At 34.0% G+C, this 16,276-nt stretch carries 14 protein-coding genes and 1 pseudogene; 11 read left to right on the top strand and 4 right to left on the bottom strand.

The genetic code is table 11. The features are described 5' to 3' along the window. Positions 1-31 precede the first annotated feature (31 nt). Both rodA and ACE38P_RS05280 read right to left on the bottom strand, forming a co-directional pair. Positions 32-1,135, bottom strand: a complete 1,104-nt coding sequence (gene rodA / locus ACE38P_RS05275; protein WP_029237648.1) for a rod shape-determining protein RodA — start codon at positions 1,133-1,135, stop codon at positions 32-34. A 45-nt stretch (positions 1,136-1,180) separates the two neighbouring features. Next, positions 1,181-2,629, bottom strand: coding sequence for a proton-conducting transporter membrane subunit (locus ACE38P_RS05280; RefSeq protein ID WP_029237649.1), 1,449 nt, complete (start codon positions 2,627-2,629; stop codon positions 1,181-1,183). Between the two features lie 64 nt (positions 2,630-2,693). Between ACE38P_RS05280 and ACE38P_RS05285 the strand changes: the two genes are divergently transcribed. From ACE38P_RS05285 to ACE38P_RS05295, 3 genes and pseudogenes are all read left to right on the top strand, one after another. Further along, positions 2,694-2,999 carry an NADH-ubiquinone oxidoreductase subunit NDUFA12 family protein gene (locus ACE38P_RS05285; protein ID WP_264686816.1) on the top strand — a complete coding sequence of 102 codons (306 nt, stop codon included), beginning with the start codon at positions 2,694-2,696 and terminating at the stop codon, positions 2,997-2,999. Between the two features lie 2 nt (positions 3,000-3,001). Further along, the gene (gene mlaD, locus ACE38P_RS05290) at positions 3,002-3,457 is read left to right on the top strand and encodes an outer membrane lipid asymmetry maintenance protein MlaD (protein WP_010404199.1); all 456 of its coding nucleotides are present in this window, start codon (positions 3,002-3,004) and stop codon (positions 3,455-3,457) included. A 245-nt stretch (positions 3,458-3,702) separates the two neighbouring features. Continuing rightward, positions 3,703-4,894, top strand: a pseudogene (locus ACE38P_RS05295) (IS256 family transposase). A 239-nt stretch (positions 4,895-5,133) separates the two neighbouring features. Here ACE38P_RS05295 and ACE38P_RS05300 read toward each other — a convergent pair. Further along, a complete protein-coding gene (locus tag ACE38P_RS05300; protein ID WP_374699644.1) occupies positions 5,134-5,850 on the bottom strand; it encodes a transporter associated domain-containing protein in 717 nt (238 codons plus the stop codon). A 70-nt stretch (positions 5,851-5,920) separates the two neighbouring features. On the opposite strand from ACE38P_RS05300, the gene ACE38P_RS05305 reads away from it, so the two are divergent. The 4 genes from ACE38P_RS05305 to ACE38P_RS05320 all read left to right on the top strand — a co-directional run bounded on the left by ACE38P_RS05305 (position 5,921) and on the right by ACE38P_RS05320 (position 10,723). Beyond that, positions 5,921-7,378, top strand: a complete 1,458-nt coding sequence (locus tag ACE38P_RS05305; RefSeq protein ID WP_374699293.1) for an IS4 family transposase — start codon at positions 5,921-5,923, stop codon at positions 7,376-7,378. A 514-nt stretch (positions 7,379-7,892) separates the two neighbouring features. After that, a complete protein-coding gene (gene hemE / locus ACE38P_RS05310; protein ID WP_264375167.1) occupies positions 7,893-8,909 on the top strand; it encodes a uroporphyrinogen decarboxylase in 1,017 nt (338 codons plus the stop codon). Positions 8,910-9,163: 254 nt separating this feature from the next. After that, complete coding sequence (locus ACE38P_RS05315) at positions 9,164-10,357, top strand: pyridoxal phosphate-dependent aminotransferase (RefSeq protein ID WP_064085485.1); 1,194 nt, start codon at positions 9,164-9,166, stop codon at positions 10,355-10,357. A 48-nt stretch (positions 10,358-10,405) separates the two neighbouring features. After that, positions 10,406-10,723, top strand: a complete 318-nt coding sequence (locus ACE38P_RS05320; protein WP_010403511.1) for a DMT family transporter — start codon at positions 10,406-10,408, stop codon at positions 10,721-10,723. Positions 10,724-10,739: 16 nt separating this feature from the next. On the opposite strand, the gene ACE38P_RS05325 is transcribed toward ACE38P_RS05320, so the two are convergent. Beyond that, on the bottom strand, positions 10,740-11,252 hold the full coding sequence (locus ACE38P_RS05325) for a hypothetical protein (protein WP_007302245.1): 513 nt from the start codon (positions 11,250-11,252) through the stop codon (positions 10,740-10,742). Positions 11,253-11,640: 388 nt separating this feature from the next. Between ACE38P_RS05325 and ACE38P_RS05330 the strand changes: the two genes are divergently transcribed. From ACE38P_RS05330 to ACE38P_RS05345, 4 genes are all read left to right on the top strand, one after another. After that, a complete protein-coding gene (locus ACE38P_RS05330; protein ID WP_010403498.1) occupies positions 11,641-12,876 on the top strand; it encodes an MFS transporter in 1,236 nt (411 codons plus the stop codon). Further along, positions 12,848-14,125 carry a serine hydroxymethyltransferase gene (gene glyA / locus ACE38P_RS05335; protein ID WP_374699645.1) on the top strand — a complete coding sequence of 426 codons (1,278 nt, stop codon included), beginning with the start codon at positions 12,848-12,850 and terminating at the stop codon, positions 14,123-14,125. Before ACE38P_RS05330 ends, glyA begins: the two co-directional genes overlap by 29 nt. 79 nt (positions 14,126-14,204) lie before the next feature. After that, the gene (locus ACE38P_RS05340; RefSeq protein WP_374699828.1) at positions 14,205-15,392 is read left to right on the top strand and encodes a phosphoglycerate kinase; all 1,188 of its coding nucleotides are present in this window, start codon (positions 14,205-14,207) and stop codon (positions 15,390-15,392) included. Positions 15,393-15,441: 49 nt separating this feature from the next. Next, positions 15,442-16,269, top strand: a complete 828-nt coding sequence (locus tag ACE38P_RS05345; protein ID WP_264377212.1) for an EndoU domain-containing protein — start codon at positions 15,442-15,444, stop codon at positions 16,267-16,269. Positions 16,270-16,276: the final 7 nt, after the last annotated feature.

The raw sequence follows: 16,276 nt of genomic DNA on the forward strand, positions 1-16,276 counted from the left end.
ATTAGCAGAGTGATGGTTGTCTAAGCTCTTTCTATGGGTGAAATCGGAAACTTAGCTTTAAGTCCTTTGTAGATGTCACGGAACTAAGTAGCAATCCTATACATATTAAGCTCGCAGCAGTTGTGCTTCCGCCATAGGATAGAAATGGAAGTGGGTCACCTATTATAGGTAATAGGCCTATTGTCATTCCAATGTTTATAAAGAAATGAGCACCAAAAAAGGCGAAAACCCCGATAGATATTAACTTAGAAAAGTAATTTTTTGACCTGTAAGCAATGGAGAATATTATAGCAAGCAATGTGGTATAGAGTAAAATCAAAGCCATGCTGCCTAAGAACCCCCATTCCTCACTAAGTACCGCAAAAGCAAAATCTGTGCGTTTCTCTGGCAAAAATCCAAGTTGAGTTTGACTCCCATTAACAAACCCCTTACCAAACAAACCTCCTGAACCAATAGCTATTTGAGATTGCTGTGCATTATAACCTATTCCAAGTGGATCTACTGATGAATCCAAAAATGATAATATCCTTTGCTTGTGATAAGGGCGCAAAAAAGGCCAAATAGCTGGTATTGCGAAAATGCCAAGCGTTCCAAAAATTATTAAATGAGGTCTTTCCATTATTGCTGTGAATATAATTGATGCTCCTATAAACAATATTATTACAGCTGTTCCTAAATTAGGTTGCTTCAATACAAGGAATACAGGTAAGAAAATAATTATAAGTGGCTTAAATAAACTTTGAAATTTCATCATTTTATACACACTTTGTTTATTAAAATAACGAGCAAGTGCAAGTATTAAGCCCACTTTTACAAATTCTGATGGTTGTAAACTAATTGACCCAATTCTTATCCATCTCGTTGCACCCATTATATGCGAGCCAAAAAAATTTACTGCTAACAGCGCAATTACTGCTGCTATGTAAAAAAAATAAGCGTGCTTCAAATAAAAATCTAGCTCTATAAATGACATAGCTATAGCAAGCAAAAGGAAGAAAGAGAATATGACCAATTGGTGAATTGCAAATGGAGCCCACTTTCCTCCAGCAGAAGAATATTGAACAACAATGCCAACGCAAAACAGAGCTATTACGTTCATGACTAATAATAAGTGAATCTTCTTCAGCTTATCCACAGCGAAAACTTTACAGACTTTTAGATACAATAAAACATAAGAAAATCAAAAAGCAAATTTATTAATTACCAAACGAATTGGACTACTATATATCCCAGTTATTATCGTTAAAATTGCCATAAATAATAGACAAAAGAGCATAAGTAATGGTACCTCATTAAGTGTCATTTCAGTGTTTGATGCTGCGCTATTTTCAAAATACATTTTCTCTACCACCCTCCACATATATATTAGTGCAAGAAAAGAGCCAGCAGCAAAAACTGCAAGGGAAATCCATGCATGAGATTCAAGAATTGCTTGCATCATATACCACTTACTTACAAAGCCATTTGTCAAGGGTACACCGATTAATGCTAAACTAAGTAGAGTAAATGCGAGTGTTGTATAGGGCATTGACTTTTTTAGTCCTGACAAATTTTCTATCTTTGTCATACCAAATTTATAAGAAATACACCCTGCAACCATGAATAAAGACGTTTTTATCATGCTATGATTTACTATGTGAAGAACTGCTGAAAACAAACCTGATTTTGAATTTAAACCCAGCATTAAAAGTATATAGCCAATCTGACTGATACTGGAGTGAGCAAACAGTCTTTTTATATCTTTTTCGATTATTGCAGATATTGATCCAAATACAATAGCGCAAAGTGCGAGGATAATTATCACATTATGCAGTGGTAAGAAAAAATTTTGCTGAAAAACATTGTAAAAGATTCTGATAAAAACATATATCATCACTTTGGTTACTGTACCTGAAAAGAATACGCTAATGAAGCTTGGTGCTTCACTATACGCATTAACTAGCCATTTACTGAGTGGAAACAGTGCCATTTTGATTGAGAGACCAACAAAAATGAATAATGTACCAAGTCTTATGATGTTATTATCGTATAATGGTACTATTCTTTCAGCCATGTCAGACATGTTGAGCGTTCCGGTCATAGAATATAAAAGGCCGATGCCAAACAAGTAAAATGTTGCTCCTACAGTACCACTAATGAGGTATTCAAATGCTGCAACTAAAGCTTTCTTATCCCTTCCCATTGAAACTAAAACATAAGAAGAAAGAGATGAAATTTCTAAAAAGACATAAAGGTTGAATATATCGTTTGTTACTAAAATTCCGAGTAATCCACTCAAGCACAGTAAAAATAGAGAATAAAAACCAATGATTTTGTTTTTGCTAATCTCTTTTTCATTAATATGAAAGCTATAAAGCACACTAATCAGCGCTATAAAATTCACCAAAGTTAGAATCAAGGAGTTCAATATGTCGATTCTCAACTCTATTCCGTATGGAGGAGCCCAATCTCCAAGATAATAAGTTATAATTTCACCATTGTATGTTTTCACTAGCAACATTAATGAAATAAAGAAAGTAGCTGCCGTTGTAAAAAAAGAGATAAACCAGGACACCCTATGTTTCCTGGTAAGAAAGCAGAACATCGATGCAATTATTGGTATAATAACTTGTAGAATTGGTAATTGCATTAAACTGTTGTTAATACATCGTTAAAGTATTAGTATATATAATACTTTTTGTTTTAATACCTTTATGTTATCTAAAATTTATAATGCAGTAACAAACTTATTAAGGAGAAAAGGTAAACTTATAGGAAGGGACGAAAACGGAAATTCTTACTATGAATCAAGTAAAGGAAAAAGATGGGTAATATATGACAATGTTTCTGAGCCTACAACAATTCCTCCAGCATGGCATATATGGCTGCATTATACTGATAATGCAGTACCAGTGAATAATAACAAAAGAAAAATTCCTAATTTAACAGGTACAAAAGATGCATACTACCCAAACCAAAAGGTGAAAAATTACTATGAAAGCTGGAATCCTAATAACTAAAGATGCGAAGGTCAAATATACTTGAAATAACTGCTGGTTCATTTGTATTAATTTTTACTGTTTTTCTTATCTTCTTCGCTATTGATAAATTATCTTACATAAAGAAAAACTATAAGGATTGTTATAAAATACATGGCCTTTTTACTGATGCTAACGGTGTAGGAGTTGGTGATAGTGTCAAGATCTCTGGTGTGGAAGTCGGAAGCATAACTGGTGTATCACTCGACAAAGCTACCTACATAGCACGAATCGACATGTGTATAAGTAGGGATATAAAACTCCCAGTTGATAGCTCAGCCCTAATCACTAGCAGTGGAGTTGTTGGTAGTAAATTTGTTAATATATCACCTGGCGCAGATCCCAAATTAATTTCACACGGTGGTAAGATAGCACACACTCAAGCTGAAGCAAATATGGGCGGAATAATGGATAAAATTATTGGCATGTTTACAAAGTGAGAATAAGAACACATAAGCCAACTTGGCCTATGTACAATTAAGGGATTTTTCTATCAATAGCTTGAAGTTGTTCAGCGTTTGAATTATCAAGATTTCTGCTAGGTTTTACATTCCTAATAATCTCAACAAATGCTTGTACTTTCAGTATAGGAGTGTTTTTTCTTACGTACTTAGGGAAGTGTTAAATAAACTGTGTCAAACCGAGAAGTAAAAATAAAATAGAAACAAAAAATGGAGGTTTGACAATCAGTCAAGCAAACAGAACTACCGGTTTGGTAGACTATAAAGAATTAGAAACAAATATCTTATCGTCTATACGAGAAGGAAGACCATTGACGGAAAGAGATGGTGCATTAACACCGTTTGTAAAAAGGCTACTGGAAGCGATTCTGGAAGGTGAAATAAAAAATCACTTGTCGGCTAAAAGCGAAGAAAATAATCGAAGAAATTGAAGAAATTCAAAGACTTTACGGACAAGTGCAGGTTCATTTGAGTTATTGACACCAAGAGATAGGGAAGGAAGCTTTGAGCCACAAGTAGTCAGAAAAAGGCAAACAACCGAACTTGAAGCAAAGGTTTTAAGTACATATGCCAGTGGCATGGTATATAGAGATATAGAGTCGCATGTAGAAGAGATATAAAATATCTGTAGCGGAGATATCAAGTATTACTGATAAATTATTGCCTGTAATAAATGAGTGGCGTAGTCGTCCACTGCAATCAGTGTATCCAATAGTGTTTATGGTTTTTTAAGGTCAAAGAAGACGGGCATTGCGTAAGTAAATATATGTAGAATATATTAGCAGAATGAAAGGAAAGAAGTTTTAGGCTTTTATATAGCAGAAAGTGAGGGAGCTAACTTTTGGCTAGGGATGTTAAATGACTTAAAAGAGAAAGGAGTAGAAGATATCCTGATTGTATGTGTAGATGGGCTAAAAAGCTTTCCTAAAGCAATAAACAGTGTATTTCCTAAAGCAGAAATACAACTATGTATTGTACATCAGATAAGAAATTCACTGAAATATGCATCGAGCAAAGATGTGAAAATTTTCATGAATGATTTGAAAAAAATATACCGTGCTGCAAGTAGAGAAATTGCCGAAAATTATTTACTTGAGCTAGAGGAAAAATGGGGAGAAAAATATCCGTTGGTTTTGGAAGAATAATTGGGAAAATTTGTCTAGTTATTTAAAATATTCTGGCCCTATAAGAAAGTTAATTTATACCACAAATCCTATTGAGGGACTAGATAGACAGATCAGAAAATTTACTAAAACTAAGGGCTCATTTACTAGCACAAATGCCTTGTATGAACAGGTATATTGTGCTATAAAAAAGGTAAGAGAAAAATGGGCTATGCCTATACATGATTGGGCTTTAACTATCTCTCAACTTGATATCTTTTTTTCTTGTAGGTTAAAAATTGAGTTGAATTAAAAATGCGGTTTGACACAGTTTATTTAACACTCCCTTTTTGAAAGTTACAGATCGCTAAAAATATTTAAACAACTAATTTTTATAACTTTGTACCAATAAAACTATTCCCACCTTAATTATCAAACAGTAACGTATAGAATTACAAACTTTTGTATATTAAGAAATTGTTTAAATTGTATACCTGGCTACTATGTCCCCTACTTCCAAGATAAAGTACCTTTCACTAAAAAATATTGAATTTAATTTTTGTAATCACTTAAGTCTAGTATTATTTTGTTAATGTATCGTTCATTTGCATCCTTGATGATAAATTTTATACCATTTTTATATCTTATAACTTCATCTACAGAAGGTACCTTACCAGCAATTGAAAGAACCAAACCACTAAGTGTGGCATAATGCTCTTCAGATTCACACAACTCTATTTTTAGATTTTCCTCTATATCCTTTATAAGGGCCCTTGCCGATATTTCAAACTTATTTTGAGATAATTCAGTAATGGTGTGTTCTGAATTTACCTCATTCTCGTTATCAATATTTGGTATCAATTCTTCTATAAGATCATTTATCGAAATTAAACCATCAGTTCCGCCATATTCATCCAGTACAATAGCTAAATATGACTTGGAAGATTTCATTTTAACAAAAAGATTTGTTGCTTTCATTGAGGCTGGGACAAATATTACATTTTTTATAATATTCCTCAGATTAAAATCTTTATTCTTATTGAAAATGATATCTTTTACGTAAAAAAAGCCTATTATGTTGTCAAAGTTATTCATATAAGTTGGTATCTTAGCATGGTAAGTGTTTTTCACCTTCTTTATTACCTCATCCTTGCTCGATTCAATGTCTACTGCACATATCTCCTTACGTGGAGTCATTATATCCATGATACTACAATCACGGAATTTTAATAGACTATTAAGTATGTCAAGACCTGACAGATCACCCATTAATGACTCTCACTTTTACCCACAAATAAAAAAGTGAGTAAAATGGATACCAAATAAATTTGGGATTAAAATGAGTGAAGTAAGTACAAATGTGCAATATACTGATGGCTTAGGGGATAAATGGCTGGAAAGAGAGTTAAAACACGTTAATTTAGGAGATACAAGACTTAATAAGAGACTTATTAAAACAGGCTATTGTATAGAGGGTAAGGCGTCTGGATCAATTAATCAAAGCTGTAGTGGATGGAAAGAAGCTAAGGGTGCATACAGATTATTTAGCAATGAAAAGCTTAAGGATAAGGAAATTTATTCTTCCCATTACAAAGAAACTATGGAGAGAATGAAAGGAAATCAGTTTGTTTTTTCAGTTCAAGATACAAGTTATTTGGATTTTGACTCTCATATAAAAACTAAGAGGCTAGGTAGTATTTCTAAAGCTTATACGAAGCATAAAATGGGTTTACTGTTGCACAGTGCCTTAATAGTCAGCAAAGACGGATTGCCTTTAGGTCTATCTTCTCAACAATGTTGGGCACGTTCTATTAGGGAAAAAGAAACGTCACAAGAAAAAGCAAACAGGAAATACCGTACCTCCATAGAAGAAAAAGAAAGTTATAAGTGGATAACAGCTCTCAAAGAAAGCATAAACAACCTTCCTGCAAATGTACAACTTGTTACCCTTGGTGATAGAGAGGCAGATATCTTCAAATTTTTATGGATCACTGAGACATTAGGTAGTTTTTATGTAATCCGTAATCGAACTAATAGAAGATTTATCTGTACTGAAATTGGAAAAACAGATTTGCAAACACGCATCACTCAACTGCCAGTAAAGAAGAAAATTTCTCTAGAAGTTAATAAAGGTGGAAACCAAAGATCAAGGAAAGCTAATATTGAAGTTAAGTATATGAAAGGCTATATACCTATCAGATCTTCTTCAATTTATGGATCAAAAGACACAGTGCATAAAATAAGTGATAAAATCCCTGTATATGTGGTAAGTGCAAAAGAAACAAATCCTCCTGAAGGATTGGAAGCTATTGATTGGACTTTGCTGACTAATGTACCAGTTAATAGCACTTTAGATGCTATAGAAAGGATAAATTGGTATAAGCTAAGATGGAAAATTGAGGAGTATTTCAGGGTTTTAAAATCAGGATGTAAAATAGAAAGCTCTCGTTTAACTACAAAGGAAAGGCTACAGAAATTAATTGCTATAAAGAGCATTATTGCATTTAAAATTTTATATTTAACAAAAGTCGCTTTATCAAATCCCATGGAAACCTGTACTAAAATTTTAAGCAACGAAGAGTGGAAGGCCCTTTTCATACGTGAGCATAAAGTAGCTACATTGCCAGAAGAACCTCCAAACATAAAACAAGCTATTATTTGGTTAGGAAAATTAGGTGGATTTATGAATAGAAAAAGTGATAATTTACCAGGGGCTATGACTCTATGGCGGGGCTATGAAAATCTTAAGGAGAGCATAGTTATGCTTCACATCATGACCTCTCAAAATTGTGGGTAAAAGTGAGTTAATGACTCAGTCGCACATTTTTTTAACACAGAAGTTTTGTTGAAGAGAAAGAGAAAAATTCTGTATGCTATTTTTTCTACTAAAGTTCTTTTCTTATTCAATTTATTCCCTTTAATGGTGAAAATATCTTTAGATAAGGTCTATCAAGAAAACTGTTATTAAATGTTTAATAAGCATGTGAATAATGTCAAATTAATTTGTGAATTATTTTTTGACATAAAATACTAACAATTGATCAACAATTTTTTCAATGACATATACATAATTATATAACAATCCATGATAGTAAAGCTTTTTTCCATAAAAGAAAATTACTAACATTCTAGACATCTTACTTATACACATAAATCATAAAGGAAAATCAATAGTATAGAGAAGTTATTAACATATTTATCCACAAGCTAAGTAATACTAATTTTTACTGAATTTTAAGTTAATAACAATTTATTGATAGAACTACTACTACTGTTATACTTTAGTTTAAATAAAAAGTAGATAAAGTAGATTGAAAAGAAGTAAAGCAAAAATAGCAAGAATCATCAGCCAGAACGAGTCAGATGAAAAAGTTCCTATTTGGTTAATGCGTCAGGCTGGTAGGTCTCTTCCTGAGTATAGGAAGGCAGTGGAAAACATGAATAATTTCATGGAGATATGTTATAGCACAGATTTGGTAACAGAGTTAACGTTACAACCAATAAGAAGGTTCAACATGGATGCAGCGATAATTTTTTCTGATATTTTGATAATAGCTGACATTTTAGGCTGTAATGTAAATTTTATTCGAGGTGTGGGTCCAATAATAAGACCTATAGAAAGTGCTAAAGACTTGAAGAGTCTACAAGGAATTGAATCTAACACATTACCAATCCTAAATGCTATAAAAGAAGTAAGAAGCCAGTTGCCAGAAGAAAAATCGCTTATAGGCTTTGCTGGAGGGCCGTGGACGGTAGGTTCATACATCATAGAGGGCGGTGGTAGTAAAACTTTTTCCAAGGTGCTAAATTTCTGTCCATTGGCACTAGAGGAAATAATAAACAAAATAACGAAAGCGACAATTATTTATCTGATCAAACAGATAGAGTTTGGAGCAGATGTTATTCAGTTATTTGACAGCAATGCTGGTGTATTGAAGGAAAAACTGTTTGAAAGATACATCATCAAGCCAACAAAGGAAATTGTTTCGGCAATAAAGAGTAGATTTCCCAATTTTCCAATAATAGGTTTTCCGCGCTCTGCTGAAAATCTTTATACAGATTACTGCGAACAAACAGGCGTATCTGCAGTAAGTATAGATTATAATGTTCCAATAGAATGGGCGAAAGAAAATCTAAAAATTCCTCTGCAAGGGAACCTTAATCCTAGTCTTTTGGCCTACAATAAGTCAGAAGCAATTGAAGAAGCAAAGCGTATAATAGATTGTTTTAGAGGGTTACCTTTTATATTTAATCTTGGACATGGAGTGCTTCCTGATACTCCGGTTGAAAATATTGCTGCATTAGTGGACCTAGTAAGAAACTACTAAAACTCTTGTATGAAAAGCCTTTATGAGGGTGGTCAGCCAAATCGCTCTTACTTTAAGCGTTAGCACATTATTACAGTGCCAATTTACATTATTAAAACTCGCTATACAGGGATTTATTTGCCTTTTTCAATTTATTAAGCTTTTTAATATCTATATTTAAGAATACAAAAATACCAACCTTTATGTAAAATAATAAAATTTCTAGCTTTTTTGTTGTGTAGAGTTTATCATTTTTATTTAACTTTAGTGAGATTATGTCAGACCTTGCAAAGAGGATGTCTCTGATAAAACCGTCGCCTACAATTGCTGTGACCGATAAGGCAAACAGATTAAAAAGCGAAGGAAAGAAAATTTGCGTTTTAGCTGCGGGAGAGCCGGATTTTGACACTCCAGATCATATAAAAAAGGCAGCTATTCAATCGATAAATGAAGGCAAAACTAAATATACTGCTGTTGATGGAACGCATGAGCTTAAAGAGGCGATAATCAATAAGTTAAAAAGGGATAACAATCTAGAATATACACTGAACCAAATTTGTGTCGGCGCAGGCGCTAAGCAGGTGTTATTCAACTTATTTATGGCAACAATTGACCCTGGAGATGAGGCTATAATACCAGCTCCTTATTGGGTTTCGTATGTTGATATGGTAAATCTTTTTGGCGGACTGCCAGTTGTTGTAGAGTGCAAGCAAAACTTTAAGCTGACACCAGAATTACTGAAGAGCAAGATAACTAAGAAAACTAAATGGTTAATTCTTAATTCACCGAACAATCCAGCAGGAATTGTCTATACATATGATGAATTGAAAAGCATAGCGCAAGTATTGCTTGAATATCCACATGTAAATATTGTTACAGATGATATTTATGAGCACATAGTATACGATGAAAAGTTTTTTACCATTGCTCAGGTTGAGCCAAAGCTTTACGATAGGGTTTTTGTGGTCAATGGAGTATCAAAAGCCTATGCAATGACTGGCTGGAGAATAGGTTATATTGCAGGTAGGAGTGATATAGTAAAAGCTATTTCTACACTGCAGTCTCAAAGTACTTCTAACCCAAATTCAATAGCACAAGCAGCAGCAGTTGAAGCGTTAAACGGTGATCATAGTTTTTTGAAAGAAAGAACAAAAATCTTTAAGGATCGTAGAGATTTTGTAGTAAAAAAGCTAAATTCTGCTTCAGGATTGTCAGTATCTATTCCGCAGGGTGCATTCTATTTGTTTGTCTCATGTGAAGGTTTATTGGGTAAGAGTACGAAAAGTGGTAAAGTAATAAATAGTGATCTTGATTTTGCCGAATATTTATTAGAAGATCATTTAGTTGCTGTTGTTCCAGGAATTGCATTTGGTCTGAAAAATTTTATCAGAATTTCTTATGCAACCTCTCAGGAACAATTAGAAATTGGATGTGATAGTATTACTAAAGCATGCGAAATGCTAAGTTAACTTTTTAATATTCCTATATATAATATTTCAGTAAGATAGAGTTGATTTATGGCTTGGGTGTATTTGCTATTAGCTGGTTTGGTTGAAATAATATGGACCACAGCACTGAAATATAGCAATGGCTTTACTCGTGTTATACCTGTAGTAATTATTTTAGTTAGCGGTTCTGTGAGTCTTTACTGGCTATCGTTAGCAATGAAGTCTATTCCTCTTGGAACATCTTATGCAGTTTGGACTGGTATAGGCTCTATAGGTGCAGCGATAATAGGAATAATGTTTTTTAATGACCCAGTAAATTTTGGGCGTTTATTTTCCCTTGCTTTGGTAGTGCTGGGTATCATAGGATTAAAAGTATTTTCCAATTAGGAAAAGTTAAGTACGTCTATTTTACCACCTCAGGACTTTCTACTAAAGTTGCTTTGGATTTTTCAGTTCTCGAAGAGGGCATTCCTATTGATTTAGAAAGTACCTTTCTAATGTTCAATATTTCATTTTTCTCATTTTGTTGAGTTAAGTTAATGTCGTTTATTTTATTCACTAAATCTTTTCCTTCCTTTAAAATTTTTAAATCGCTTTCGTTGATATGATGTTCATTTTTAAATTCTGCAACGATTTCTTTCTTCTTTGGATGAGTATTCAGAAATTCTAATATCTGGTGTTTAGCAACAGCTTGAATAAATTTCTTATCGTGAAATATTGAATTGTTATGTAATTCTTCTAGGCTTTTATCATATTGTTTTGCTTCGTTTACAGTAAGTTTTATTATTTCTTCTGCACTACTTAAAAGTTCCCTGTATAACTTGTCGTATCTATTGCCTGTGTGTGCGGCAAATGTTTGTTCAATGTATTTTGTTATGTAGTTTTGTAGCGTATTGTCTATTGTACCTATGTTCATTCACTCACCTTGCTTTTATATTATATTTTACACACAAAAAGGTTAATATTTAGTTAACTACAGCGTTTCTGATACTGAATTTCATTAAAAATTATATTATTTAAAGTATAATCGGTATCACGAAATAAAAGCGTAAGTAAAATGAATTTTGTAACAAAACTAAAACTTATAGTAAAAAAAATAAAGCTTAAGATGAACAAGGGTAAAATTATAAAAATCCTTATCATCTGTGGTATAATTTTTTTCATATACCTTATCCATGAACCAGTTATAGATATGCTAAAAGGTCTCTTTTAAGAAAGATACTCGGATTAGAGTAGCTATTTACAAAAGTGTTGCTCCTTGCTGATAAAATACCTATAATTCTGTTTTTTAGGTAATATTAGGATTGCAGAGAAACTTTTTCATATGGTTGCTAGCATCACTATTTTATGCATACCAGTATATATTACGTGTAATTCCAAATATAATCGCGCCTGAATTAATAACGAAATTTAACATAAGTATTACAGATGTTGGTCAATTTGGTGGGCTATATTATATAGGCTATACGCTTGCTCACATACCTGTTGGTCTTGCCCTTGATAGATTTGGGCCAAAGTTTGTTTTGCCTGCATGTATTGTCTTAACGTTTGCTGGGACATTACCACTAATATGCTTTGATGAGTGGTATTACTCAATACTTGGTAGAATGATTGTTGGAGTTGGGTCATCTGCTTCGGCAATTGGGCTCTTTAAAGTTGCAAGTATGTATTTCTCACAAGAAAAATCAGCAAGGATGGCTAGTTTATCTATAATAATAGGGTTACTGGGAGCTATTTATGGTGGATTACCTCTAGACTTTTTGCTCAATAAATTTGGTTGGAATTATGTTATATACACTTTCTCAGCGTTTGGTTGTTTACTTGCTCTGCTATTGCTTTTAATAACGCCAAACAGTAACATAGAGGAGAGTAGAAATGACAACATACTTCAAGATTTAAAAACTGTACTTTTCAATAAACATATCATTCTAATCAGCTTTTTTGGGGGCTTGATGGTTGGGCCACTAGAAGGTTTTGCTGATGGTTGGGCAAAAGCGTTCTTATGTGAAGCATATCAAATGACCGGAGATTTGGCATCTTCACTTTCCTCTCTCATGTTCATAGGCATGGGGGCTGGATCATTCTTTCTCGCTTATTTACTGGAGAAGTATCCAGACAAACATTACGAGGTGATTATTGCGTGTTCTTTTGCAATGATCGCTAGCTTTCTTTTGCTTTTTACACAAGTTGGCGGTTTATATATTGCATTACCTACACTTCTTGTTATCGGCTTTGCATCTGGGTATCAGGTAATTACTATTTACAAGGCAATAAGTTATGTAAACAATAACTTGGTAGGCTTGGCCACAGCTGTATCAAACATGATAGTTATGGTTTTTGGCTATTTTTTTCATACTGGAATTGCAAAAATAATAGACTTATGTTGGAATGGAACGGTAATACAAGGAAATCCTTTGTATGGTACTGATTTGCTGGTAAAAGCAATATCAATTATTCCTGTATGTCTGCTTTTGGCTGTTTTTGGATTTATGTGGTTAAGGAAAAGGTCTTATGACAATTGCTTCAGAAAGGATTTGTAACTCTGAAAATAATTTAAAGTCTTGTGATAATGAAGTTTATCTCTCTATAGAGAAGGAACTGCAGCGTCAAAGATCGCAGTTGCAATTGATTGCATCGGAGAATTTTACAAGTAAAGCAGTGATGGAAGCACAGGGTTCTTTTCTGACTAATAAATATGCAGAAGGTTATCCTGGTAAAAGATATTACTGTGGCTGTGAGTATGTAGATGAAGTTGAAAATCTGGCTATAGAAAGGCTTTGTAAGCTATTTGGTGTTAAATTTGCAAATGTTCAACCTCATTCTGGTTCTCAGGCAAATCAAGCAGTGTTTGCTTCACTGCTTGCTCCGGGTGATACAATACTTGGATTGTCACTGAACTGCGGTGGACATTTAACTCATGGTGCAGCACCAAACCTTTCTGGTAAGTGGTTTAAGTCGATTCAGTATACAGTTAATAGAGACACTTACCTGCTTGATATGGATGAGGTGGAAAGGCTAGCGCTGGAGCATAAACCAAAATTAATTATTGCTGGTGCTTCTGCTTATCCAAGAAAAATAGATTTCGAGCGCTTTCGTGAAATTGCGAATAAAGTTGGTGCATATCTGCTTGCAGATATTGCTCACTATTCAGGGCTTATTGCTGCAGGTTGTTACCCATCACCTGCCAAATATGCGCATATTATAACTTCTACAACTCACAAGACTCTACGTGGTCCTCGTGGTGGAGTGGTAATGACAAATGATGAAGCGTTACATAAAAAAATTCAGTCTGCAGTTTTTCCAGGATTGCAAGGTGGGCCACTTATGCATGTGATAGCTGCAAAAGCTGTTGCATTTAAGGAAGCATTAGCGCCAGAGTTTAAAACTTATAGTAAAAAAGTTGTAGAAAATGCAAAAGTGTTAGCTCAAGCGCTGCAAGAACATGGACTTGACATTATAACTGGCGGCACTGACTCTCATATAGTGCTAGTTGATTTAAGATCACGGAAATTGACTGGAAAAGACGTTGTGAATAGCCTTGAAAGAGCTGGCATTACCTGCAATAAAAACTCCGTGCCGTTTGACACAGAAAAACCAACCATTACTTCAGGGCTCCGTTTTGGTACCGCTGCTGAGACAACACGCGGACTTGAGAAAAAAGATTTTAAAGAGATAGCTGATCTGATAAATGAAATAATTCAGGGATTAATTGATGGAAATAGCCCTGATGTTGAAAAAGCAGTGAAAAATAAAGTTGAAAGTATTTGTAGTAATTTTCCTATTTATTAATTTATTTAGCATTGGAATTTCCTTCCTTTACTTTGGATTAAACTATTGTATAGTGATTTTATAGCTCTTTAATTTTATGATAAATGTACCTAGCATAGAGAGTTGTGATTTTCACAATAAAAATGTTCTGCTCAGGGTTGACTTCAATGTTCCTATAAAAAATGGAAGAATTTGTGATGCCACTCGTATTTTGAGAGCGCTACCTACCATTCAGTATTTGGCAAATGCGGGTGCAAAAGTTATTGTTATCTCACATTTTGGGCGTCCAAAAGCCAAAGACAGTAACTTATCGCTAAAAAACGTAGTTGAAACTTTATCGCGGCTGCTAAGCAAAGAAGTGAAATTTATTGATGATTGTATTGGTGAGAGAGTACAAAGAGCAATAAATGCGATGGATGGAGGAGATATAATATTACTAGAGAATCTGAGGTTTTATAAAGAAGAAGAGCAGAATGATTCAAATTTTGCTAAACAATTAGCATCTCTAGCAGATATATATATAAATGATGCGTTTTCTTGCTCTCACAGAGCTCACGCTTCTATTTCACGCATTACGGAATTTTTACCTTCTTATGCAGGATTTTGCTTGCAAGATGAGCTAAAGTATCTTGAGCAAGCTATATCGTTTGACGCTAAACCTATTACTGCGATAGTTGGTGGAGCTAAAATATCAACTAAAATAAAAATGCTTATAAAGCTAGCAGAAAAGGTTGATTACCTTATTCTGGGCGGCGCAATTGCTAATAATTTTTTGTTATTTAATAAAGTTAATATAGGCAAGTCTTTTTTTCAAAATGACTTTGATGATCTTCTGCACGATATTGTTGAGACGGCAAATAAAAACAATTGCAAAATAGTTGTGCCAGAAGACGTTTTGGTTGCAGTAAATTCTGATTATAGCACTGGCGTTTTAAGAAAAACCGAATCCGTTTTGGATGATGATATAATTTTAGATATCGGACCTCAAACTTTAAGCACAATAAGCGGTATAATAGCAAGCAGTAAAACTCTGCTGTGGAACGGACCTATTGGTGTTTTTGAACATTCAGCTTTTGCAAATGGTACAGTAGAGGTGATGAGAGTAGTAAGTGATTTGACACACGAAGGAAAATTAACCAGTGTAATAGGAGGAGGAGATAGTCTATCTGCAATAAATACTGCAGGTCTTGCCGATAAAGATTTTACATATATTTCAACTGGTGGGGGAGCGTTTTTAAGTTGGCTAAGTGGTGATGAGATGCCAGGACTGCGATCAACATTAGATTAAAACTTTTTTAAGTTGTTGCTTATACCCTAGCTTCTTTATGAATATGATTATGTCGAAAATAGCTAAGTTAATCTTGTGCTTAATAATACCAGTAATAGGATTTGTTTTTTACATTAAGGAGCATTATCTCAATGATGCAAATTCACAAATTGGCTTTGAGCCGTTTTTCAAAACAGATTCTTCAGATCCAGACTATATTCCACCACTTCCGGAGCTGACTGATTTTGATAGAGGAGTATTAAGAGTTTGTGGAGATTGGGGAACACACCCTGATGAAGAAGATTTTAGAATTTTGCTCGATTGTCCGCAGCATCAAGAAGTGGTGAAAAGGATATACGATAAGCTCGATCATCAAGTGGCTACACCAAATGCAGGCTTGGGGTTATTTAAAGATGAATTGACTAAGATTTGGTTTACAAATAGCGGAGTTGAGAAAGAAACTATAGGATTTGGACATATTTTTTGTGGTGAACCAGATAGATTGGGACTTGGTGGTATGCATTTTGTAGGTAGATATGTTGAAGCTCAAGAAAATAAGTGGGCGGGTGCAATTTGGGGTAATAAATCTCTGTGCAATAAATTAGATATTAAGCCACCTGTTTACACGTTTGGAATGAAATACTTAGGTAAGGGTGGAGAAGTAAAAGTTAAGTGCCCAAATGGGTATGCACATAACCTTCATGCTGATGATATTTTAGTTTCTGCAACTAAGGCGTTTAAGGAATTGGGAGAAGATGGAATGTGTCTGTATAAAATGGAAGATGCCAATTATCAATCAGTGTTTGTGAGAAAGAATGACGCTATACTTACGTTCTATCCTGACTTAACACCAAAATGTAATGATAAAAGTACTAATTGTAGCTGTAGCAAGCCTTGATTAGCTG

Origin of the sequence: Wolbachia endosymbiont (group A) of Limnophora tigrina, assembly GCF_964263225.1 — a bacterium.
In the GTDB taxonomy this organism is placed as follows: Bacteria; Pseudomonadota; Alphaproteobacteria; order Rickettsiales; family Anaplasmataceae; genus Wolbachia.